At 63.2% G+C, this 20088-nt stretch carries 30 protein-coding genes; 12 read left to right on the plus strand and 18 right to left on the minus strand.

The features are described 5' to 3' along the window. Nucleotides 1-8 precede the first annotated feature (8 nt). The 6 genes from DB459_RS01255 to DB459_RS01280 form a co-directional block, all read right to left on the minus strand. The gene (locus tag DB459_RS01255) at nt 9-764 is read right to left on the minus strand and encodes a hypothetical protein (RefSeq protein WP_253711069.1); all 756 of its coding nucleotides are present in this window, start codon (nt 762-764) and stop codon (nt 9-11) included. Nucleotides 765-779: 15 nt separating this feature from the next. Continuing rightward, on the minus strand, nt 780-1274 hold the full coding sequence (locus DB459_RS01260; protein ID WP_253711071.1) for a hypothetical protein: 495 nt from the start codon (nt 1272-1274) through the stop codon (nt 780-782). Nucleotides 1275-1414: 140 nt separating this feature from the next. Beyond that, nucleotides 1415-1627, minus strand: a complete 213-nt coding sequence (locus tag DB459_RS01265; protein WP_253711073.1) for a hypothetical protein — start codon at nt 1625-1627, stop codon at nt 1415-1417. A 556-nt stretch (nt 1628-2183) separates the two neighbouring features. Continuing rightward, entirely contained in the window at nt 2184-3266 is a 1083-nt protein-coding gene (locus tag DB459_RS01270; RefSeq protein WP_253706553.1) for an IS630 family transposase, read from the minus strand. A gap of 34 nt (nt 3267-3300) precedes the next feature. Continuing rightward, nucleotides 3301-3711, minus strand: coding sequence for a TlpA disulfide reductase family protein (locus DB459_RS01275; RefSeq protein WP_253711075.1), 411 nt, complete (start codon nt 3709-3711; stop codon nt 3301-3303). Nucleotides 3712-3928: 217 nt separating this feature from the next. Then, entirely contained in the window at nt 3929-4435 is a 507-nt protein-coding gene (locus DB459_RS01280) for a hypothetical protein (RefSeq protein WP_253711077.1), read from the minus strand. A 106-nt stretch (nt 4436-4541) separates the two neighbouring features. Here DB459_RS01280 and DB459_RS01285 point away from each other — a divergent pair, with 106 nt between their 5' ends. Together DB459_RS01285 and nrtS are read left to right on the plus strand one after the other, a co-directional pair. After that, nucleotides 4542-5246, plus strand: coding sequence for a haloacid dehalogenase type II (locus DB459_RS01285; protein ID WP_253711079.1), 705 nt, complete (start codon nt 4542-4544; stop codon nt 5244-5246). Nucleotides 5247-5259: 13 nt separating this feature from the next. Then, a complete protein-coding gene (gene nrtS / locus DB459_RS01290) occupies nt 5260-5496 on the plus strand; it encodes a nitrate/nitrite transporter NrtS (RefSeq protein WP_253711081.1) in 237 nt (78 codons plus the stop codon). Nucleotides 5497-5669: 173 nt separating this feature from the next. On the opposite strand, the gene DB459_RS01295 is transcribed toward nrtS, so the two are convergent. Then, nucleotides 5670-5927: a hypothetical protein gene (locus DB459_RS01295; RefSeq protein WP_253711083.1), complete on the minus strand. Its 258-nt coding sequence runs from the start codon at nt 5925-5927 to the stop codon at nt 5670-5672. 296 nt (nt 5928-6223) lie between these two features. On the opposite strand from DB459_RS01295, the gene DB459_RS01300 reads away from it, so the two are divergent. The 3 genes from DB459_RS01300 to DB459_RS01310 all read left to right on the plus strand — a co-directional run bounded on the left by DB459_RS01300 (nt 6224) and on the right by DB459_RS01310 (nt 8543). After that, on the plus strand, nt 6224-6433 hold the full coding sequence (locus tag DB459_RS01300) for a hypothetical protein (RefSeq protein ID WP_253711085.1): 210 nt from the start codon (nt 6224-6226) through the stop codon (nt 6431-6433). A 429-nt stretch (nt 6434-6862) separates the two neighbouring features. Then, complete coding sequence (locus DB459_RS01305; protein WP_253711087.1) at nt 6863-7309, plus strand: PAS domain-containing protein; 447 nt, start codon at nt 6863-6865, stop codon at nt 7307-7309. A 151-nt stretch (nt 7310-7460) separates the two neighbouring features. Beyond that, a complete protein-coding gene (locus DB459_RS01310; protein ID WP_253706553.1) occupies nt 7461-8543 on the plus strand; it encodes an IS630 family transposase in 1083 nt (360 codons plus the stop codon). Nucleotides 8544-8589: 46 nt separating this feature from the next. Here DB459_RS01310 and DB459_RS01315 read toward each other — a convergent pair. Then, nucleotides 8590-9536, minus strand: a protein-coding gene (locus DB459_RS01315; protein ID WP_253706644.1) for an IS630 family transposase whose coding sequence is annotated in 2 segments (ribosomal slippage) — nt 8590-9197 and nt 9197-9536 — 948 coding nt in all. Because the reading frame shifts where the segments join, the coding sequence is not laid out codon by codon here. Nucleotides 9537-9971: 435 nt separating this feature from the next. Here DB459_RS01315 and DB459_RS01320 point away from each other — a divergent pair. Together DB459_RS01320 and DB459_RS01325 are read left to right on the plus strand one after the other, a co-directional pair. Continuing rightward, nucleotides 9972-10205 carry a hypothetical protein gene (locus DB459_RS01320; RefSeq protein ID WP_253711089.1) on the plus strand — a complete coding sequence of 78 codons (234 nt, stop codon included), beginning with the start codon at nt 9972-9974 and terminating at the stop codon, nt 10203-10205. Between the two features lie 310 nt (nt 10206-10515). Further along, nucleotides 10516-11004: a DUF3775 domain-containing protein gene (locus DB459_RS01325; protein ID WP_253711091.1), complete on the plus strand. Its 489-nt coding sequence runs from the start codon at nt 10516-10518 to the stop codon at nt 11002-11004. 87 nt (nt 11005-11091) lie between these two features. On the opposite strand, the gene DB459_RS01330 is transcribed toward DB459_RS01325, so the two are convergent. From DB459_RS01330 to DB459_RS01340, 3 genes are all read right to left on the minus strand, one after another. Continuing rightward, nucleotides 11092-11745, minus strand: a complete 654-nt coding sequence (locus tag DB459_RS01330; protein ID WP_253711092.1) for a BON domain-containing protein — start codon at nt 11743-11745, stop codon at nt 11092-11094. 552 nt (nt 11746-12297) lie between these two features. Next, on the minus strand, nt 12298-12507 hold the full coding sequence (locus tag DB459_RS01335; protein WP_253711094.1) for a cold-shock protein: 210 nt from the start codon (nt 12505-12507) through the stop codon (nt 12298-12300). Between the two features lie 64 nt (nt 12508-12571). Next, the gene (locus DB459_RS01340; RefSeq protein WP_253711096.1) at nt 12572-12823 is read right to left on the minus strand and encodes a hypothetical protein; all 252 of its coding nucleotides are present in this window, start codon (nt 12821-12823) and stop codon (nt 12572-12574) included. Between the two features lie 42 nt (nt 12824-12865). On the opposite strand from DB459_RS01340, the gene DB459_RS01345 reads away from it, so the two are divergent. Further along, nucleotides 12866-13009, plus strand: a complete 144-nt coding sequence (locus DB459_RS01345; RefSeq protein ID WP_253711098.1) for a hypothetical protein — start codon at nt 12866-12868, stop codon at nt 13007-13009. A 44-nt stretch (nt 13010-13053) separates the two neighbouring features. Then, on the plus strand, nt 13054-13320 hold the full coding sequence (locus tag DB459_RS01350; protein ID WP_253711100.1) for a hypothetical protein: 267 nt from the start codon (nt 13054-13056) through the stop codon (nt 13318-13320). Nucleotides 13321-13556: 236 nt separating this feature from the next. Here the strand turns inward: DB459_RS01350 and DB459_RS01355 are convergent, their stop codons facing one another. Continuing rightward, nucleotides 13557-13952 carry a helix-turn-helix domain-containing protein gene (locus DB459_RS01355; RefSeq protein ID WP_253711102.1) on the minus strand — a complete coding sequence of 132 codons (396 nt, stop codon included), beginning with the start codon at nt 13950-13952 and terminating at the stop codon, nt 13557-13559. 137 nt (nt 13953-14089) lie between these two features. Here DB459_RS01355 and DB459_RS01360 point away from each other — a divergent pair, with 137 nt between their 5' ends. The 3 genes from DB459_RS01360 to DB459_RS01370 all read left to right on the plus strand — a co-directional run bounded on the left by DB459_RS01360 (nt 14090) and on the right by DB459_RS01370 (nt 16315). Continuing rightward, entirely contained in the window at nt 14090-14947 is an 858-nt protein-coding gene (locus DB459_RS01360; protein WP_253711104.1) for an SDR family oxidoreductase, read from the plus strand. Between the two features lie 185 nt (nt 14948-15132). Then, nucleotides 15133-15471 carry a helix-turn-helix transcriptional regulator gene (locus DB459_RS01365; protein WP_253711106.1) on the plus strand — a complete coding sequence of 113 codons (339 nt, stop codon included), beginning with the start codon at nt 15133-15135 and terminating at the stop codon, nt 15469-15471. A 10-nt stretch (nt 15472-15481) separates the two neighbouring features. Next, nucleotides 15482-16315, plus strand: a complete 834-nt coding sequence (locus tag DB459_RS01370; protein WP_253711108.1) for an arsenite methyltransferase — start codon at nt 15482-15484, stop codon at nt 16313-16315. Nucleotides 16316-16419: 104 nt separating this feature from the next. Here DB459_RS01370 and arsH read toward each other — a convergent pair whose 3' ends face one another. The 6 genes from arsH to DB459_RS01400 are packed head-to-tail and all read right to left on the minus strand — an operon-like array spanning nt 16420 to nt 20028. After that, nucleotides 16420-17142, minus strand: a complete 723-nt coding sequence (gene arsH / locus DB459_RS01375) for an arsenical resistance protein ArsH (protein ID WP_371926840.1) — start codon at nt 17140-17142, stop codon at nt 16420-16422. Then, the gene (arsC, locus tag DB459_RS01380; RefSeq protein ID WP_253711111.1) at nt 17135-17557 is read right to left on the minus strand and encodes an arsenate reductase (glutaredoxin); all 423 of its coding nucleotides are present in this window, start codon (nt 17555-17557) and stop codon (nt 17135-17137) included. Before arsC ends, arsH begins: the two co-directional genes overlap by 8 nt. Nucleotides 17558-17608: 51 nt before the next feature. Then, on the minus strand, nt 17609-18667 hold the full coding sequence (arsB, locus tag DB459_RS01385; protein ID WP_253711112.1) for an ACR3 family arsenite efflux transporter: 1059 nt from the start codon (nt 18665-18667) through the stop codon (nt 17609-17611). A gap of 22 nt (nt 18668-18689) precedes the next feature. Further along, nucleotides 18690-19217: an arsenate reductase ArsC gene (locus DB459_RS01390; protein WP_253711113.1), complete on the minus strand. Its 528-nt coding sequence runs from the start codon at nt 19215-19217 to the stop codon at nt 18690-18692. Beyond that, nucleotides 19198-19584, minus strand: a complete 387-nt coding sequence (locus tag DB459_RS01395; RefSeq protein WP_253711114.1) for a helix-turn-helix transcriptional regulator — start codon at nt 19582-19584, stop codon at nt 19198-19200. Before DB459_RS01395 ends, DB459_RS01390 begins: the two co-directional genes overlap by 20 nt. Nucleotides 19585-19614: 30 nt before the next feature. After that, entirely contained in the window at nt 19615-20028 is a 414-nt protein-coding gene (locus DB459_RS01400; protein WP_253711115.1) for an OsmC family protein, read from the minus strand. Nucleotides 20029-20088 lie beyond the last annotated feature (60 nt).

The raw sequence follows: 20088 nt of genomic DNA on the forward strand, positions 1-20088 counted from the left end.
GAACATGGCTATCCCCTGCTCTCGAGTTCGCTGTTGACCCACTCGATCTGCCGGCTGAGGGAGATGTCGATCGACGACGTGATCTGAAGGCCGCGATCCTCGAAAACGTCGCCGTCGAAATGCCGCAGACGCCAATCCTCGACGACGCGGTCGCGCGCGATCAGGAGCCGTTCGATCTGCGGCCTGAACAGGACGAACGTCGCGCTCAGCCATCGATTGAGCAGGCGGGAGGGCTGATCGACGTCGATGACAAAGCCATCGAGCATGGCGACGACGTCCGCCGCGCTGTACCAGGTCTCCGCAGTGACCCAGCGGTTGGTCGTGAACAGCCGTTCCGGCATTCCCGACGGCGTCATCGAAACGGCGACGAGATGCGACAGCGCGCCCTCTTCGGCCGGCGCAGGCGGCGGACCGCCAGCGAGACCGGCTGGACGAACCCCGGCCGGCATCCCCATCGGCCTCATGAAGGTGTGGAAGTGACCGTAATCCGGACGCTCCCGGTCGTCCGGCGCATGGGCGTGGAAATAGTACTGCGCATGCGATATCGGATCGATCACGTCGTCAGGAGGATAGTGCTCCCACTCGGCGAACTCCGCGCCACGCAGCGCCTCGAGCACGAGATTGCTTCCTGCCTGGTGAAGAGCCTGAATGCAGTCGACCGCCTCGACCGCAGCGTCCGCCATCCGCGACAGCGCCAGCCGCGAAAGGGCGGGTGACGGTGTCAGGCGCGCCGGCTCTCGGGGCGCTCGCGAACGCTGCGGCATCACCTCGTCCCGCTATTACACCAACTCGCCTTCGAGAACAAAACGGCGCTCGGTCGGGCCGGTCGCGACCAGATGAAACGTCCCCGCCCCCTTGAGCTTGTCGAGCGCGCCGGTGCCGCTGACGACCTGCCACACGCCGTTGTCGAGCAGCTTCGGCTTGCCGCCGGATCCCGGGACGAAGATCGCCTGGATCGTCCAATTGATGTAGGCCTTGTCGCCATTGGCCTTGGTGAACTGGAGATAGCCGCGCGGCTCGCCGCCGATACCCGGGACGATGTCGTGCGCGCCATATTCGTCGACCGCGGCATCGGCCAGAGGCCCCTGGCCTGCGGATTTGCCTTCACGATGCACGAGCAGGAAGAAATGCTTGCTGCCGTCGGCGAAATCGAGGCGCAGCGCTTCCTTTTGAGCGACCAGCGCGTCGAACTTGACCGGGTCCGCGTGGGCCAGCGACATCCCGCCAGCGACGAGGCCGATGACGAGCGCGGATTGGGCGGCGAACTGCTTCATGGATTCATATTCCTCTGTTCTGTCGACGGTTCGGCGAAGCCAACCATGGATGCGGAGGCGACGACACGCGTCAGCCTCCACAAGTGGTTCATGAGACCGATCGCATGCCGGTCAGACGGCGGACGACTGCGAATGCGGCCTTACTTCCTGGGAGCGCAGGGATTGGCAGCCTTCGGCGCGCAGGGATTGGCCATCTTCTTGTCCTTCGGCGCGCAGGGATTGGCGACCTTGCCGGCTTTCGGGGCGCAAGGATTGGCGCCCTGGGCGAGCGCCGGCACCGGCGTCGCGGCAATGGCTCCGCCGACGGCGGCAATCGTTCCGAGGGTCAACAGGGACTTCTTGAGGTTCGTCACGTCAGCTTCTCCTTTGGCGTTAGACATCGACGGGACTTGTCGCCACGTCGTCACGTTCGCCAGCCGGTCCGGCGTGGCGCGTGTCTGGGCGGGCTCGACGAGCTTGCGACCCTCGAGATCCTCTCCACTGCAGTTCGATCGGGTGACAGAGAAGGTTACAGCTGCCGCGAAAGATTTTGCTGCTGCCAAGGCGACCGGAAACGGCTGTTATGCTGCGCGGAGATAGTTGATGAGGCCGACAGCTGCCGGTGAGGTCCAGTCCGCGGCACCTAGTGCGGCGTCTCGCAATTGCCTCCCCCCTTTGCAGCAGGCCCCTGTCGGCAATTGCGAGACATAAGCCGCACTAGCTCTTTGGTTTTGCTAGTGTCCCGTTTCCAACGTTCGTATCCCATTGCAGCAGGCGCTCATACGAACGTTGAAACAAGGGGACACTAGCATCATTTTGATTCTAGTGTGGTTTTGGATCTGACGCGCGTTTGAAGAACTCGCTCCAATGCTGAAACGAGCATCAGATCCACCACACTAGTGTCCTGACTCTCAATTGCCTTGCAATAACTCACGCTGCCTCGATTTTGTCGAGGGCGGCGCGGGCGCGGTTGATTTTTTCGAGGATGGCCGCGCCCTCGGCCCTCCACGTGTAGGGCTTCGGGGCGGCATTGCGATCGGAGAGATAGGCTTCGATGTCGCGGACGAGTTCGCCGATGGAAGCGAAGCTGCCCGAGCGTATCACGTCGGCGGTTAAATCAGCGAAGAAGCGTTCGACGAGGTTCATCCAGGACGAAGATGTCGGCGTGAAGTGCGACTTGAAGCGCGGGTGACGGGCGAGCCAAGCCTTGACCTTTGGATGCTTATGCGTGGCATAGTTGTCCTGGATCAGATGGATGTCGAGTTCCTCGGGCGTTTCGCGATTGATCTGTTTCAGGAACCTGAGCCATTCGATGTGAGTGTGACGCGCCTCGGTGCGCGCGATCAACTTGCCTTTCATCGCATCGAGGGCAGCAAACAACGTAATCGTGCCATGCCGGGTGTAATCGTGAGTCATTGTCCGGGGACGCTTCGGGGCAAGCGGCAAGCCAAGTTGAGTGCGTTCCAGAGCCTGGCATTGGCTCTTCTCGTCGCAGCATAACACCAGCGCCTTCGCTGGCGGATCGAGGTAGAGCCCGATCACGTCCCAGAACTTTTTCTCAAACTCCGGATCATTCGAGAGCTTGAACGTCTTTACAATGTGGGGCTTCAAGTCATTCTTTGACCAGATCCGCTGCACAGTACTGTGCGATACTCCGGCATGGCGGCCCATGCTGCGCACGCTCCAACGCTTGCGGTTCTTCGGCGGACGCGTGGCATCGGTGATGACACGCTCGATTTTCTTCTCTGTAATCGAGGGCTTGCGTCCGCGTCCGCCCTTGTCGTCGAGGCCGTCGAGCCCGTGTGCCTCGAACCGGCTGGACCATGTCGACACCGTTGGCATCGATGTATCCATCTGCTCGGCGACGAGCTCGATTTTCACCCCCTCCAGACGCAGCAGAATAATTTTTGCTCGAAAACGATCGCGATGCGCACTGGTCGGAGCATTGGCCCTCCGTTGGAGTTCAGCCCGTGTCTCCGCATCGGCGGTAAGTACCTTGACGGGACGCGCCATCCTCTCAGCTCCTGCTTGCCCGAAGCAACCAAGATTATTTAAACTGATTTGCGAGACGGAACACTAGAATGTAGCCGATCACCCGGCCGGAGCCCGCGACGAGGTTGGTGATCGGCATCCCGTACAGCGCAAACGGTGCGCTTCTGCTGTTGACGCCATCCGAATAGCCGACGTAGCCGTTGGGATCCCAATAGACCGGCAGCGTTGCGATCTTCAGGTCCCTGACGAAGCGCTCGACACTCGCCCGGCTGCCGCGATCCTCGGAAACGGCCAGCACGTGAAGGCTGCCGCGCCGGTCATCATCATGAAGACGTTCGAGGGCGGGCAGTTCGGTGCGGCACGCCGCGCACCAGGAGGTCCAGAAGTTCAGCAGGACCAGCTTGCCGCAGAGGGACTGGAGATCGATCGTCCCTCCATCGAGGCCGAACAGCCTGACCGACGGCAACTCCGGCTACGGCCGAATGATCGTGAATTGATAATGTCCCGATTCGAAGGTCGGTAGTGAGCCGGCTGGCGCCGCCACGGCGCGATTGACGGCCACTGCGGCGGCCCCGATCAATCCCGACAGGATGAGACGCCGTCGCGACGGCGGATTGCCGCCGGCACGGTCCGCCCTGGCATCCGGCAGGTCGATGGGCATACAACGGCGGCGCCAGCCCGGCTCAGCCGACAATGTCGTCCACCTGCAACATCGGCGAGACGCGCGGAACAGCCGGCCGGAACGCGATGAACGGCAGCAACGGGTTTGGCAGCCAGTACATCCAGCCGAGGGACGGTTCACGCGATCCGTCGGGGAGCCGCAAATCGAGCCACACATAGAGGAATTTGTAGATGCACAGGCCCGGCACCCAGTTCGGCCGCAGGGATTTCGTCCGCAGGCAATTGCGACTGATATAGAGATTGCCTTCGAACGGCGTGATGCCGCCGAACCCGAGCGGTCCCTCGGCAATGACGAGCCCGCTCTGCCGGTGAGTAATTCGGATCGAATGCACCGCCTTTGGCATGTCGCCCTCCACAGCCAGGAAATTCGCTGCGACGGCAAAAAAGTTACGCGTCGTCGGCCGGGACAGCTGGCATTCGCAACAAGGTCCAAATAGAATTTTGGCAACCAAGGCATCACCTTCGGCCAGGAACGGTCGAACTGACAGCCGGACGCCGTTTGCCGGCATTCAATCCAGGCGGACAGCAATGCCGTGTCAGCCAAAAACTGCTTCATGACTCCAGAAGCTTGCATCAGGCCATGGGTTCATTCGGCCGATCGCGGAGAGGGCGACCATGTCAACTGGCCCGTTCATTGGCGTCCGCGCCTGTGTTTTCGACGCCTATGGCACGCTGTTCGATTTCGCGTCGGCCACCCGCGGCTGCCGTGATGTGCTCGGGGATGCCCTCGAGAAGCTGACGGCCCTCTGGCGGGACAAACAGCTGCAATATACCTGGCTCCGCGCGGCACAGGGTCGTCATGCCGATTTCTGGCAGGTCACCGGCGATGCGCTCGATTTCTCGCTGGATGCGCTTGGGCTCGATCGGCCGGGGCTGCGCGATCGACTGATGCGGCTCTATCTGACCCTCGATACCTTTGCCGAGGTGCCGAATGTTCTCCGACAATTGAATGCCGCGGGACTGAAGATCGCGATCCTCTCCAATGGATCGCCCGAGATGCTCGCGTCTGCCGTCGGCAATGCGCGAATTGACGGCCTGATCCACCATGTCCTGTCGGTCGAGGAGGTCGGCGTCTTCAAGCCGGACCCCCGTGTCTATCAGCTCGCGGTCGATCGGCTCGGGGTGCCGGCGGCCGGGATCTCGTTTCAATCATCCAACGGCTGGGACGCCTATGCAGCGTCGTCGTTCGGAATGAAGGTCGTCTGGTGCAATCGTTACCGGCAGCCCAAAGAGCGATTGCCGGGCCACCCCGATCGCGAGATCAGGTCGCTCGCCGAACTGCCACCCCTCGTCTGTCCCGCCGGGACGCCGTCGACCTGACTGAAGGACGTCGATGCCGACCTTAAGTCTCGCCTGCCGCTACGCGTTGTCCGACGGCGTTCCGCGCCGATCATTCATTGTCGCCGTTCTCGTCGGGACGGTCCTGAACCTGATCAATCAGGGTGACGCCCTCGTCGGCCCGCTGCCGCTCAACTGGTTGAAGATCGGTCTGACCTACGTCGTGCCTTATCTCGTCGCCACCTACGGCGCGGTGTCGTACCGGATGGGACAAGTCAGAGCAGGTGCATGACTTTTCATGCTCCGCAGCGCAGGGCGGCCTGCGCGCCGGGGCGCGACGACAAGTCGCCCGAGCGCTTCTCCTAACAGGATCCGTGATGACAGTGCCGGTGACGCGAAGCCGGCGAACGAGCGCCCAGGACGACCCCGACCGGGCGGCCACGGCTCCGGTCCTGACCGGCGTGGTCAGCGACGGCCGACGCGGTTGACGGGACCGCCGCGATTCATCGGCCTTCCGGGCCGCACGACGGCGCGCGCGACCGGGCGCGGCCTCAGCACGACGCCGGGCCGTGCGACGCAGCTCGGGGGATAATCAACATATTGGCAGTAGACCACGGCCCCTGCCGAACCGCTGCCGGTCGCAAGCCCTGCAAGCGCCAACGACGCGCTCAATGCCAATCCGGTCAGCGTCAATGAGGCGATCGAATGTCGCGGCAATGGCATGACGTCCTCCCTGATCCCGCGGGTTCGCCCCTCACTCCGCATGTGAACGGTCGGCGAGATGACGGAAGCTGTACCGGAGCTGCACCGCTGCAGACTTGACGGAGATCAAGACAGAGCACGGAGCGAAGGCTTTCCGGTTCCATCGCCGGCTGCCGATGTCTTGCCGACAATCTCGACAGGATGGGGAATCATGTTCGCAACCACCGTCAAATGAGGAATGACATCCCATTCGCCCAAAACGCTGAACCTCGCCGCGGCCTCTCAGACCAATCGACAGCTGGGAAAAGGAGGCTCACATGAAAAATCTCGTGAAGTCCGTCCTGGCGGCGCTTGCCGTCCTCGCGGCGGTCATCGCCATGCCACGGCATCCGTCGACGAGCCCCGCGAACGGAGGCGACATGACGCTGTCGCTGCAGGAGCTCGAAGCCGCAGCCGGCGCCGACAGGCTTCCCGTCCAAACGCTGGACGATCGATCCCTGGTGTTTTCGGCCATGGGGACGCCCTAATGCCCCGGCCCCGGATGACCGCTCGCTGCAATACTGAAACGAGCGTCAGATCCACCACACTAGTGTGGCTTATGTCTCGCAATTGCCTACGAGAGGCTTGCCGCAAAGGCGGTAGGCAATTGCGAGACGCCACACTAGGGACACCAGGACCTGTTTCCGAAGTTCGACCTGTTTCCGCCCGCTCGCCGCCGGCGGCTTCAAGGCCAATCGCGCCACAACCAGAAGCTTCACTGAAGCGGAATGACTGAAGCACGGCGCCGGCCGACTTGATCGAGATCAACAGGTCGGGGACGCGCGCTCATATCCTTTTGTGTGCTTCCCAGCGGAGATGTTGCGATCTCGATATTGGTCGTGCCACCCCACCGCGACGGAGTGTGATGACGGCCCGCGTAGAGACGACGACGTCATGCACCGGCGAGGATGAACCTGATGACCTCAAATCCCTATTGCCTTCCGCCAAAACTCGAAGCGGACTTGTCGCTGCTGCTCGGCTATTGGGACGGCCTCAAGCGCGGCGATGCCGAGATGCCTTTCGCCGACGACGTGGATCCGACGGCGCTGCCGAACCCGGACGGCATGATACTCATCGAGGTCAGCGAAACTCCGATGCGCTTTCGGGTCGCGATGGCCGGCGCAGAGATCAGGAAGATCTGTGGCGACGTCCTCGCCGGTGCGTTTCTTGACGAAATCGCCGGTCGATATCCGCTGGATTATCTGCATTCGCAGTCGAGCGCGACGGTCGAAGGCCGCACTCCGACCTATTACCGGCACCGCCCGGACTCCGGCCGCGATGATGGTCCTTATGCGCGGCTCATGATGCCGACCTGGGGCGATGGCCGCATCAACATGCTGCTCGGCGCCTTCACCCGGAGCTAGTGCCCCGTCTCCGAATTACCGCATCGTTTGCCTCGCACTCGCACGGTCATTCGGAGACATCGGGACACTAGCAAAATCAAAAAGCTAGTGTTCCGTCTCGCAAATCAGTTTAAATAATCTTGGTTGCTTCGGGCAAGCAGGAGCTGAGAGGATGGCGCGTCCCGTCAAGGTACTTACCGCCGATGCGGAGACACGGGCTGAACTCCAACGGAGGGCCAATGCTCCGACCAGTGCGCATCGCGATCGTTTTCGAGCAAAAATTATTCTGCTGCGTCTGGAGGGGGTGAAAATCGAGCTCGTCGCCGAGCAGATGGATACATCGATGCCAACGGTGTCGACATGGTCCAGCCGGTTCGAGGCACACGGGCTCGACGGCCTCGACGACAAGGGCGGACGCGGACGCAAGCCCTCGATTACAGAGAAGAAAATCGAGCGTGTCATCACCGATGCCACGCGTCCGCCGAAGAACCGCAAGCGTTGGAGCGTGCGCAGCATGGGCCGCCATGCCGGAGTATCGCACAGTACTGTGCAGCGGATCTGGTCAAAGAATGACTTGAAGCCCCACATTGTAAAGACGTTCAAGCTCTCGAATGATCCGGAGTTTGAGAAAAAGTTCTGGGACGTGATCGGGCTCTACCTCGATCCGCCAGCGAAGGCGCTGGTGTTATGCTGCGACGAGAAGAGCCAATGCCAGGCTCTGGAACGCACTCAACTTGGCTTGCCGCTTGCCCCGAAGCGTCCCCGGACAATGACTCACGATTACACCCGGCATGGCACGATTACGTTGTTTGCTGCCCTCGATGCGATGAAAGGCAAGTTGATCGCGCGCACCGAGGCGCGTCACACTCACATCGAATGGCTCAGGTTCCTGAAACAGATCAATCGCGAAACGCCCGAGGAACTCGACATCCATCTGATCCAGGACAACTATGCCACGCATAAGCATCCAAAGGTCAAGGCTTGGCTCGCCCGTCACCCGCGCTTCAAGTCGCACTTCACGCCGACATCTTCGTCCTGGATGAACCTCGTCGAACGCTTCTTCGCTGATTTAACCGCCGACGTGATACGCTCGGGCAGCTTCGCTTCCATCGGCGAACTCGTCCGCGACATCGAAGCCTATCTCTCCGATCGCAATGCCGCCCCGAAGCCCTACACGTGGAGGGCCGAGGGCGCGGCCATCCTCGAAAAAATCAACCGCGCCCGCGCCGCCCTCGACAAAATCGAGGCAGCGTGAGTTATTGCAAGGCAATTGAGAGTCAGGACACTAGAGCAGACTCCGATCAAGGTGGATCATATCCGCATGCGGCGAAGTAGTTTGCGCATTGGGCGGGCTTGAAGATGTCGGCGCAGGTTTCGAGGGCGCGCATCAGGGCGGCGACAGTTCGCTCGGCGATTTTGCGCAAATGCGCTTTCAGCTTGGAAAACGCCTTCTCGATCGGGTTCATGTCGGGGCTATAGGGCGGGAGGTAGAGCAGCTCGGCGCCCGCGGCCTCGATCAACTCCTTGACCCGCGGCCCCTTGTGGGCGGACAGATTGTCCATGACGACAACGTCGCCTTTCGTGAGGGTAGGAACGAGGCAGTGTTCCACCCAGTCCTCGAACAGGGCGGCGGTGATCGGACGATCATAGGTCTTCGCCGCCACGAGCCCGCGAAGGCGGATGCCGGCGACGAGCGTGACCGTCTTGTAATGGCCGTGCGGCACGCCGACGCGCAGCCGCCGCCCACGCCGGCAACGCCCGCCTTTGCGCGCCAAATTGGTCGAGGCGCCCGTTTCGTCGATGAAGACGAGCTTCTCGGGATCGAGATCGAGCTGTCGCTCGAACCATTCGAGGCGTTGCTTCAGGACGTCCGGCCGCTGCTGCTCCGAGGCGTGTGCGGTCTTTTTTTAAACGTGACGCCATGACGGTCGAAGAAGCGCCACAGCACGGAACTCGAAAAATGCTCGCCGCAATTCCTGATCAGACGTTCCTGGATCTCCAGCAGGGTGACGTCCGGCGTGCGCCGGATCAGACCCATCAGGTAGCCGTGATGGGCTTCGATGCGGCCGGAGCGGCGATCGCCTCCAGTCGGCTTCGGCGACATTTCTCCCGTCGTCTCGAATTGCTTGACCCAGCGCACGGCGCTCGCAATGCTGACTTCGAAACGCTTCGCCGCCGCATTGCGCGACAGCCCGCCCGAGACGACAGCCTCCACCACTCGTTTGCGAAGATCGTCGGAAAGCGCCATTCCAGCCGCCTCCATTCTGCGGCAGGAATCATGAATCAGATGTCAGCCGATTCGGGAATCCTGATTCGATTCACATCGCTCGGAGCCTGCTCTAGTGTGGCTTATGTCTCGCAATTGCCTACAGGGGCTTGCCGCAAAGGGCACAGGCAATTGCGAGACGCCACACTAGCATCATTATGATTCTAGTGTGGTTATGGTTCCAGTGCGGTTTTGGATTTGACGTTCGCTGCCTTGGCTCCGAACCTTGGCTCCGAACCTTGGCTCCGAACCTTGGCTCCGAACCTTGGCTCCGAACCTTGGCTCCGAACCTTGGCTCCGGACCTTGGCTCCGGACCTTGGCTCCGGACAATTCCTTACGGTATCTATCCGGCTTTCGACGTCCGCCGACTTCCTGCTATCGCTTCATCGCTCTTCCAGTTCGGCGGGAGGTTGACGATGACCCAGGTCTATTTCCACTGTGCCAACGCCCAACGGGCGCTGCTGGACCACAACGGAACCGAGGTGGCCGACCTGGTCGAAGCCCATGAGCGCGCCACCGGCATCGCCCGCGTGCTGATCGCCACGCCCGGCCCGGAAGACTGGCGCGACTGGACCATGCACATCAACGACGAGTTCGGCGACGAGATCTTCGTCCTCGCCTTCTCGTCGCTGCTCGGCAAGCCCCATTGACAGACGCCGGCACCGCGGAACAGCGCGTGCACCCTTGGATTTGCTCGTTCGACCAGGCGGACGGGCGAATCGCCCCCCCATCCGGCATCATCGCCATCGACGGAAAGTCCCCATGATCACGACGTGGTCATCCGAGGATGGGGCAAGGCCGCGATCTCGAGCCAGACCTTTTGGGCGCAGAGCACCGGTACGATGCTGCTGCGACATTGCGGCAACGTTTGCTTGTCGCGGCCGGTCGTCTCATATCAAATGCGGAGCTCCGCTCGCATAGTTGTCTGCAACTGTGAAAATCGTCTATCAGCGGACGCCGATGCAGCGGGTGGACACCCTTGCCTGCACCCGATCCGATGGTCACACGATCCCTGTTCAACGGAGTCGGCAGATGCTTACGAACCTGACCACACAGCAGGTGAATTCCATCGTGACTCTCGCCAAGGCGGCGCGCACGCAGCGCGATCAATTCCTCGGCAATGTGGCCGAGGCCGATCTGGCAGATTCCAAGGCGGCGCGCGGCGAACATAATCCGACGGCAGCACTCGGTTTCGAGCCGATCCCGCCTGAGGCCCCGCAGATCATCGCGCTGCGCGAGGCGGTTGCCGCGCTGTCTTCGGCGGCGCGCGCCGAACTCTATGCCTTGATGCGCGCCGGCCAGGGCGATCTCGCGATGCAAACCTGGGACCGCGGAATTGGCGACGCGGAACGACTTGGCGACGATGCAGTGACGGGGTCGCTGATCGAGGACCCCGATCTTCACCATCATCTGACCAAGGGCCTGTACAAGAGCAGCCGCGGTCCCTGACACTGCGATGCCGGGACCATCGCGCGACCACTCTGCCGGAACGACGACCTCGGTCCGGCAAGACCGTCCGAGCTGCGACCGCCGGACCTACTGCGGCGCGATCGCGATGCGATCTTTCACCGTCGCGACGCCGGCAGCGGACCATGCCGCGGTTTCAATCGCCGCCTTCTCGCTCCAGCTGTTGACGATGCCGTCGAGCTCGACGGTGTTGCCGGTCACGGTCACGCGGACGTTCTGCGCCTCGATGTCAGCATGCCGCCGCAGCGCCGTCTCGATCATCCGTTTGATGTCCGCCACATTCGGCCGCAGCATGATCGTGATGTCGTTGCTGACGGAGCGGACGCCGGCGAGGTTGCGGACGTCCTGCTCGGCGCCGGCCCTCTGATAGTGCCACTCGACTTCACCGGTCAGCGTCACGCGACCGTCGCGCACGGTGACCTGGACCGCGCCGGCGGGAATGGCGCTGTCCCAGCTCAGAACCTCGGCCGCGCGCCGAGCGATCTCCGCGTCGCTGGTCGTCTCATCGCCTGCGCCGGCGACCTCGATCTCGTCGGCAATCGCCTGGACGCCCCTAACGCGGCGCACGGCAGCCACCGCCGCGAGCTTCTGCGCGTAACTCGTCACCCGCCCGGTCAAGGTGACGACGTTACGGTCGACCGACACGCCGACACGGGCGGCATCGACCACCGGCTCATAGGCGAGCTCGTCCAGCACGTCATCCCGCAGCTGCAGTTCATTCATGGCCTGGCCTCCTAGGGCGCGCGGTGGATCTGACGCTCGTTTCAGTATTGCTGCGAGTTCTTCGTACGAGCGTCGGACCAAACCGCACTAGTGTCCCGTCTCCGAATTACCGCTCCATTTGCCTCACGCTCGCACGGTAATTCGGAGACATAAAGGACACCAAGGTTCGTATCAGCGCCCACTGCGACGGAATACGAACGTCGGAAACGAGAGCCTTCCTGGCGGAAAGGTAGTGGTCCGGGGGCGCGGGCGCTTGACCAAGCGCAAAGGCCGTTGTTGGGCGCCCGGCTTGGCAACGCGGCTGGTCCCTCACCGGTTACCGTCGAGGAGACGTCTTCTGCCGCTCGCCAGCCTGCCGCTCATGCCCCCGCGAGGCGAGACGTGCTCGGGCACACCGCCGGATCAACTCCGCGCATGCCCGCATGTCGTCACACCGCGCAACGCGCGACGAACAGAAATGCGCACACGAAAAAGCCGCCCTCTCCTGAGAGATGGCGGCTTAGCCTTCAGCACTCGTTCCAGTACATCCGTGGAACGTTACTGTCCGATGGATCAGGCGAGCGAGAGATTCTCAGCGCTCACCTTGCCCCGCATCGGGTCCTTCTTGACTTCGTAGTTCACCCTCTGGCCTTCAGCCAGACCGGCAAGACCGGCGCGCTCGACAGCGCTGATGTGAACGAACACATCGGCCCCGCCACTTTCCGGCTGAATGAACCCGAAACCCTTCTGGCCGTTAAACCACTTCACCGTACCAATCGCCATCACACATCTCCAACAGCGCACACATGCGCATTCCGCGCGACCTCCGCGCAGATTTCATCCAATCTCAGCGATGTCTTTGGAAAGGAGCCCGCAGGCGCGCTAACAAGGCAAGGCGGTAAAATCGAATATCGGGCACCTTACTCTCTTTCTTTACAAGGCACAACGAATCAATTGCGTCTTGTTTGTGTCGGGCACGATGCTTGCCCAGTGCTGTCGTCGCGCTTGCGTTGAGCTGCGCGCCTTGCCGCGGAAGGTACGGAAGATCATCACGGCCCCGCTGGCTCAAATCATTTTCAGCAGCACGGAACAAATCCATCCGCGATCACTTGGATGATATTACCCTCGCGGTCGGCCACCGATGCCGGCGATCAAGATCGCGACCACCGGAAACGCAAACGTTGATGACGGCGAACTGCCGGCCGGCGGGCGCTTCCTGCACAACAGCTTCCTGTCCAACCGCTTCCGGTCCAACACCTGCGCGCCCCGGACGTCGGGCAGCTGAGGCAGGACCAGACAGACCAGACTTCGGGATCGGAGAACGCTGCAATGGCCATGTTCATGTTCAGTCTCACGCCGGTGACCTGCGATGCCGAGACCTCGATGATCTACGACGCGCTCCAGAGGCGATTTCCCAAGCATCGCTTCAATCCGGTCCAGACCGATGAGCCCGAACTGGAGAACAGCATCGTACCGCTGATCGATCCGGCGGACCGGGCGATCGGCGCAGGCCGTTTGAACTATCACCTCGTGAATGAGGTCGAGATCGCTTTTCAGGAGCTCTTGTCCGCGACCAAGGGATGGCGGCCGTCCTGATGACGCCGAACGGCAGCGCCGGCCGGTCGTGCAATGCGAGTGATGGATTTCGCAAAGCCGTGAACGCCAGCATCACGACGCCCTTCGCCGTCAGCCCAAGGCATCCGGGACGAAATCGTGTCTGCGGCCCGCGCCAGGGGCGCCGGCAGCGCTGCGTCGGGGCGATTTCGGATGCCGCGAACGTCGCGTGCCGATGACGGCCACGCATACGGACCGGCGTTACGCCTCGCGCCTGGTTATTCCGCCGCCGTCGTCCGACCAGCGAGAATCTGGCCGAGGTTGGTCTCGATCCATTCGACCAGACCTTCGACGCGGAGGGCCACCTCGCGCCCCAACGGCGTGAGGCTGTATTCGACATGCGGCGGCACGACCGGATAGGCGACGCGATCGACCAGCCGATCATTCTCGAGCCACTGCAGCGTCTGGGCCAGCATGCGTTCGCTGATGCCGCCGATCCGGCGCCGCAAATCGCTGAAGCGCTGGGTGCCGGGAATGAGCGCCACGAGCACCAGCACGCCCCAGCGGCTGGTGACGTGCTTGAGGACCTCGCGCGAGGGACAATCTGGCGAAAACACCTGTCCCCGGCGCATCATCTCCGAGAACGACGTCCGGGGCGGCGTTCGGGATGTCATTGGTCATCTCCTCCGGGGCCGCGCCGGCCTCGTCCATTGAGAATATCACACTTACATTTTTGTGCGTACTTACGAAAAGTTCGTTTATGGACTAGATCGCCCGGTGTCAACGATCCAATCCATAGGAGGATTACCCCGTGATTGCTGTCACCGGCGCCACCGGCCAACTCGGCCAGCTCGTCATCGACGCTCTCTTGAAGACCACACCCGCGGCGCAAATCGTCGCCCTCGTCCGCGATCCCGGCAAAGCCGGTGGCCTTGCGGCCAAGGGCGTCGTCACCCGTCAGGCCGACTACGACGATGCAGCAGGTCTGGAGCGGGCCCTCGCCGGCATCGACAAGCTGCTTCTCATTTCGTCCAGCGCCGTCGGCCAGCGCGTCCACCAGCACCAGAACGTCATCGGGGCAGCCAAGAAGGCCGGCGTCGGCCTGATCGCCTATACCAGCCTGCTTCACGCCGAGACCTCGCCCATGGGGCTCGCCGCCGAGCATCGGGCCACAGAGGCTCTGCTAAAGGCGAGCGGCGTGCCTTACGTCCTGCTGCGCAACAGCTGGTACACCGAGAATTATCTCGCTTCGATTCCGGCGGCGCTCCAGCATGGCGCCTTCATCGGCAGCGCCGGCGAAGGACGGATCGCCTCGGCCCCCCGCCGCGACTATGCCGAGGCAGCGGCCGCGGTCCTGACATCGGCGGCGGATCAGTCCGGCAAGGTCTACGAGCTGTCGGGCGACGACTCCTACACGCTCGCCGATCTCGCCGCCGAAGTGGCGCTCCAGACCGGCAAGCCGATCATCTACCAGAACCTTCCGGAAGCGGCGTTTCGCGGCGCGCTGATCGGCGCCGGCCTGCCCGAGCCGGTCGCCACCATGCTCGCGGAGTCGGACGTCGGCGCCTCAAGGGGCGGCCTGTTCGACGACAGCCATACCCTGAGCCGCCTGATCGGGCGCCCGACGACGTCGCTCAAGACCGCCGTGGCCGAAGCGCTGAAGCGCTGACGCGCCCCCGAAGGGGCGTGCGGTTCGCGCCGCACGCCCCTTCGGATTGCATGCCCCGCAGCGCGCGGTCGTCGCGGAGGCTGGCCGGCGCATGACTGCGGGACTCGACGGTGTCCGACCGGTGCGTGTTTGCCCTTGCGTTTCCATATTTCTATAATTATAGAATTATGGAAACGGAGGCTGCCGTGCAGACCCACGGACCCGACCAGAACGCCCGCTTCGCCGACATGCTCGCCGCACTCGGTTCGGAATCGCGCCTGCGCATCGTGCGGCTGCTGCTCAAGGCGCATCCGGAAGGCCTCGTCGTCGGCGAGATCGCCGCCGACCTCGACATCCCGGCCTCCACCCTGTCCCACCACCTCGAAAAGCTGAAGAACGAGGGACTGGTCCTCGTCCGGCGCGAGAGCACCTTCCTTCGCTACACCGCCAACGCCGATGGGCTGCAGGAAATCCTGGCCTTCCTGTTCGCCGAATGCTGCACGCGCAACAAAGCCATCAAGCCCGAAGCCGTCACCTGCTGCTGAGGAGGATCACATGACGACGGACATCAAGGAAGCGGTTCGACAGAAATACAGCCAGGCGGCGCTGCGCGCCGGCTCGTGCTGCGGCGGCCCCGCCCTCGATCGGGCGAGCCCCATCACGTCCCATCTCTATTCCGACCAGGAGACCGGCGATCTGCCGGAAGCGGCGGTGCTCGCCTCCCTCGGCTGCGGCAATCCGACCGCGCTCGCCGAACTGAAGCAGGGTGAGACGGTGCTCGACCTCGGATCGGGCGGCGGCATCGACGTGCTGCTCTCGGCCCGCAGGGTCGGGCCCACCGGCAAGGCCTACGGCCTCGACATGACCGACGAGATGCTGGCGCTCGCCCGCGACAATCAGAAGAAGGCCGGCGTGCAGAACGTCGAATTCCTCAAGGGCGAGATCGAGCACATTCCCCTGCCCGACAATTCGGTCGACGTGATCATCTCCAACTGCGTGATCAACCTGTCCGCCGACAAGGACCAGGTGCTGCGCGAGGCCTTTCGCGTGCTCAAGCCGGGCGGTCGTTTCGCGGTGTCGGACGTGGTGACCCGCGGCGAGGTGCCCGAGGCGATCCGCAACGACATGCTGCTCTGGGTCGGCTGCATCGCCGGCGCTCTCGAGGAAAACGACTATCGCGGCAGACTCGCGGCGGCAGGCTTCGAACAGATCGGCATCGAGCCGACCCGGATCTACCGGGTCGAGGATGCCCGCGAATTCCTCGCCGCCAAGGGCATCGATGTCGAGGCGATCGCCAAGGCGGCGGACGGCAAATTCATGGGCGCCTTCGTCCGTGCGGTGAAGCCCGGCAAGGATGCTCCCTGTTGCGCTCCGACCTGCGGCAGCTGACCGGGGCCGTTTCGATCTGCCGCGAGCACCGGATCGCTTGCGTCGCGGCAGATAATCGATCCGGCTCGTTCGTGATGCGATTGCGCGGCCGGTAACCGGCGCTTTCAGATCGACCGCTGGTTCACGCGCTCCGAGAGTTCGGCCGCACTCTCCTTGCGTTCGCTGTAGCGATCGACCAGGTAGTCCTTGCGATCCCTGGTCAGCAGCGTGAATTTCATCAGTTCCTCCATCACGTCGACGATGCGATCGTAATAGGGCGACGGCTTCATCCGTCCGGCATCGTCGAACTCGGCGAACGCCTTGGCGACGGACGACTGATTGGGAATCGTGATCAGCCGCATCCAGCGCCCCAGCACCCGCAGCTGGTTCACCGCGTTGAACGACTGGGAGCCGCCACTGACCTGCATCACCGCCAGGGTCTTGCCTTGGGTCGGGCGAACGGCGCCGATGGACAGCGGAATCCAGTCGATCTGCGCCTTCATGATGCCGGTCATGGCGCCGTGGCGCTCGGGCGAGCACCACACCATGCCCTCGGCCCAGGTGACGGCTTCGCGAAGCTCGGCAACCTTCGGATGATCCGCCGAACCGTCATCGGGCAGCGGCAGGCCACTCGGATTGAAGGTCCGGGTCTCGGCGCCGAACCGTCGTAAGATCCGTGCCGCTTCTTCGGTCACCAGGCGGCTGTAGGACCGCTCCCGGACCGAGCCGTAGAGCAGGAGAATACGCGGCGGATGGAGCGAGACCTGAGGATTTACCAGCCGATCTCGATCGATCGGCTCAAAACAGCTCTCGCTCAGATTGGGCAGATGGTCCAGCGGCTCAGACAACGCGATGGCCCTCCGCATCGATCAGCAGCGATCCGTCCTCCTTGTGGAAGGGGCCGGGCGGAAGGGTGTCGAGCAGATCGAGAACGACATCGCTTGGCCGGCAGAGGCGAACGCCTTGGCGCGTACAGACGATCGGCCGGTTCACGAGGACGGGATGCGCGATCATCGCCTCAAGAATGCGCTCGTCGGGCACGCTGTCGTCGAGAAGACCGAGTTCCGCGGCGGGCGACTTGGTGGTGCGCAGCGCCGTTCGCGGCGTCAAGCCGGCCGCAGCGAACAGCCCCAGCAGCTGCGGCCTGGTCCAGCCGGTCTTCAGGTATTCGATGATCGTCGGCCGGTAGCCCGCCGCCTCGATGATGGCGAGGACGTTGCGGGAGGTGCCGCAATCCGGATTGTGATGAATCACGACGTCCATGGTGACCGGTCTCTCTTTCTTCGTCTTGCTGCAGGGTGCCGCCGCGCGCGTTCAGCCCAGCGGTTTGGCTTGCGCGGGCTTCGTCGTCTGCGATCCCGCTTCATACCAGGACCGGGTCGCTTTGACGATCTGGACCACCGACAGCATCACCGGCACTTCGACCAGCACGCCGACCACGGTGGCGAGCGCCGCGCCGGACTCAAGACCGAACAGGCTGATGGCGGCGGCAACCGCCAGCTCGAAGAAATTGCTGGCGCCGATCAACGCCGCCGGAGCCGCGACGCACCAGGCGACGCCGAAGCGACGGCTGAGCAGATAGGCGAGCCCGGCATTGAAATAGACCTGGATCAGGATCGGCACCGCGAGAATCGCGATCACCAGCGGCTGCCTGAGGATCTGGCCGCCCTGAAAGCCGAACAGCAGCACCAGCGTCGCCAGCAGGGCGACGAGCGAGGCGGGCTGCAGGCGATTGAGGGTGCGCTCCAGGGCATCTCGCCCCAGCGACAGGAGACGGCTGCGCCAGGCTTGAGCGATCACCACCGGCACGACGATATAGAGCAGCACGGACAGCAGCAGCGTCGCCCAGGGCACCGAGATCGAGGCGACGCCGAGCAGAAGACCGACCAGCGGCGCAAACAGGAACACCATGATGACGTCGTTCAGCGCCACCTGGCTCAGGGTATAATGCGGCTCGCCCTCGCACAGGTTCGACCAGACGAAGACCATGGCGGTGCAGGGCGCCGCCGCCAGCAGAATGAGCCCGGCGATGTAGGATGAAATCTGCCCGGCCGGCAGCATCCCGGCGAACACGTGGCCGATGAAGAAGGTGCCGAGCAACGCCATCGAGAACGGCTTCACCGCCCAGTTGATGAACAGCGTCACGCCGACGCCGCGCCAGTGCTGTCGGACCTCGCCGAGCGCGCCGAAATCGATCTTCAGCAGCATCGGGATGATCATCAGCCAGATCAGCGCCGCCACCGGCAGGTTGACCTTGGCGAGCTCGGCCGACGCCACCACGGCGAACAGGCCCGGCATCAGGTGGCCGAGCGCGACCCCGGCAACGATGCACAGGGCGACCCACAACGACAGATAGCGTTCGAAAGTGCTCATTGGAATGAAACCGCCTAGGGGATCAGGCCACGTCGGGACGTGGGCGGGTTGCGCCGTCGCTGCGACCGATGTTGCGCAGCCTGGCGCCGAGCGAGATCGCGTCGACGCTTGCGAGCGGCAGGCTGGTGAAGGCGTCGATGCGGTTCTTCAGATAACGGTACGCGGTCAGGAAGGCCGTATGTTTTTCGAAATCCGTGCCGTCGACCGCGGCCGGGTCCTCGATGCCCCAATGAGCGGTCATCGGCTGCCCCGGCCAGACCGGGCAGGACTCGCCGGCGGCATTGTCGCAGACGGTGAAGACGAAATCCATCACCGGCGCGTCCGGCGCGGCGAATTCGGACCAGCTCTTCGAGCGCAGGCCGGCGGTCGGATAGCCGAGAGTTTCGAGCACCTTGAGGGCAAAGGGATTGACCTCGCCCTTCGGCGCGCTGCCGGCGGAGAAGGCGCGGAACACACCCTGCCCCTCCCGGTTGAGGATGGCTTCGGCGAGGATCGAGCGTGCCGAATTGCCGGTGCACAGGAACAGCACGTTATAACTTCTGGCGGGCATGGCTCTTCTTCCTCGCGGCGCTCGTCGTCGCCGGCGCACAGCACGCCTTGATGCTGCCGATCAAAGGCGCGCAGACGTCGGGACGGCCGTCGCAACAGTCTTGAACCAGGAAGGTGGTCAGTTCGCGGAACACACTCAGATCAACGCGATAGATGATGGAGCGGCTGTGCCGCTCGCCGACGACGAGACCGGCCCTCGCCAGCACCGAAAGATGGGCCGACATGGTATTCTGCGGCACGCCGACGAGGCGCGCCAGTTCGCCCGCGGCGACCCCTTCAGGTTCGCGCTTCACCAACAGGCGAAAGGTGTCCAGCCGCGTCGGCTGGGCCAGCGCCCCAAGGGCATCGATGGCTCGCGTTTCATCCATATATCCAGAATATTGGATATCTTAGAAGAGTCAAGCGGCGCCGGAGGCGCGGCGGATGCTCCCTTTCAGCTCGGTGGCCGCCGCGACCGTGTTCGAGATCGTGCCGTACTTGCGCACGTTCTGGTGCAGCAGGTCGAGGCGGCGGTCGGTCTCGTCGGTGTCGACGATGAGCTCATAGGAAATCGAGGCCATGAAGGGCGGGCTGTCCCGGCGCAGGCCATGGAGCCGCACCTCCACGTTGCGGAAATCGAACTGGATGATCGGCGCCACCCGCTCGATCCCCTTGATCATGCAGGCCGCAATCGCAGCCAGGAACAGCTCTGCCGGATTGAACGCGTCGAGCCGGCCGTTGACGTCGGTATCGAGCGTGACGTGGGCATTCTTGCAGCTGGCGACGCTGCCATGCGAATCCAGCCGCTTCGCCGTCACATTGTATTCAAGCATGATCGGACCTCGATGAAATACGCACTCCGGGCGCCGTCATGAAGCAACGACACACCGGTG

Origin of the sequence: Bradyrhizobium sp. WD16 (genome assembly GCF_024181725.1) — a bacterium.
Taxonomy (GTDB): Bacteria; Pseudomonadota; Alphaproteobacteria; order Rhizobiales; family Xanthobacteraceae; genus Bradyrhizobium_A.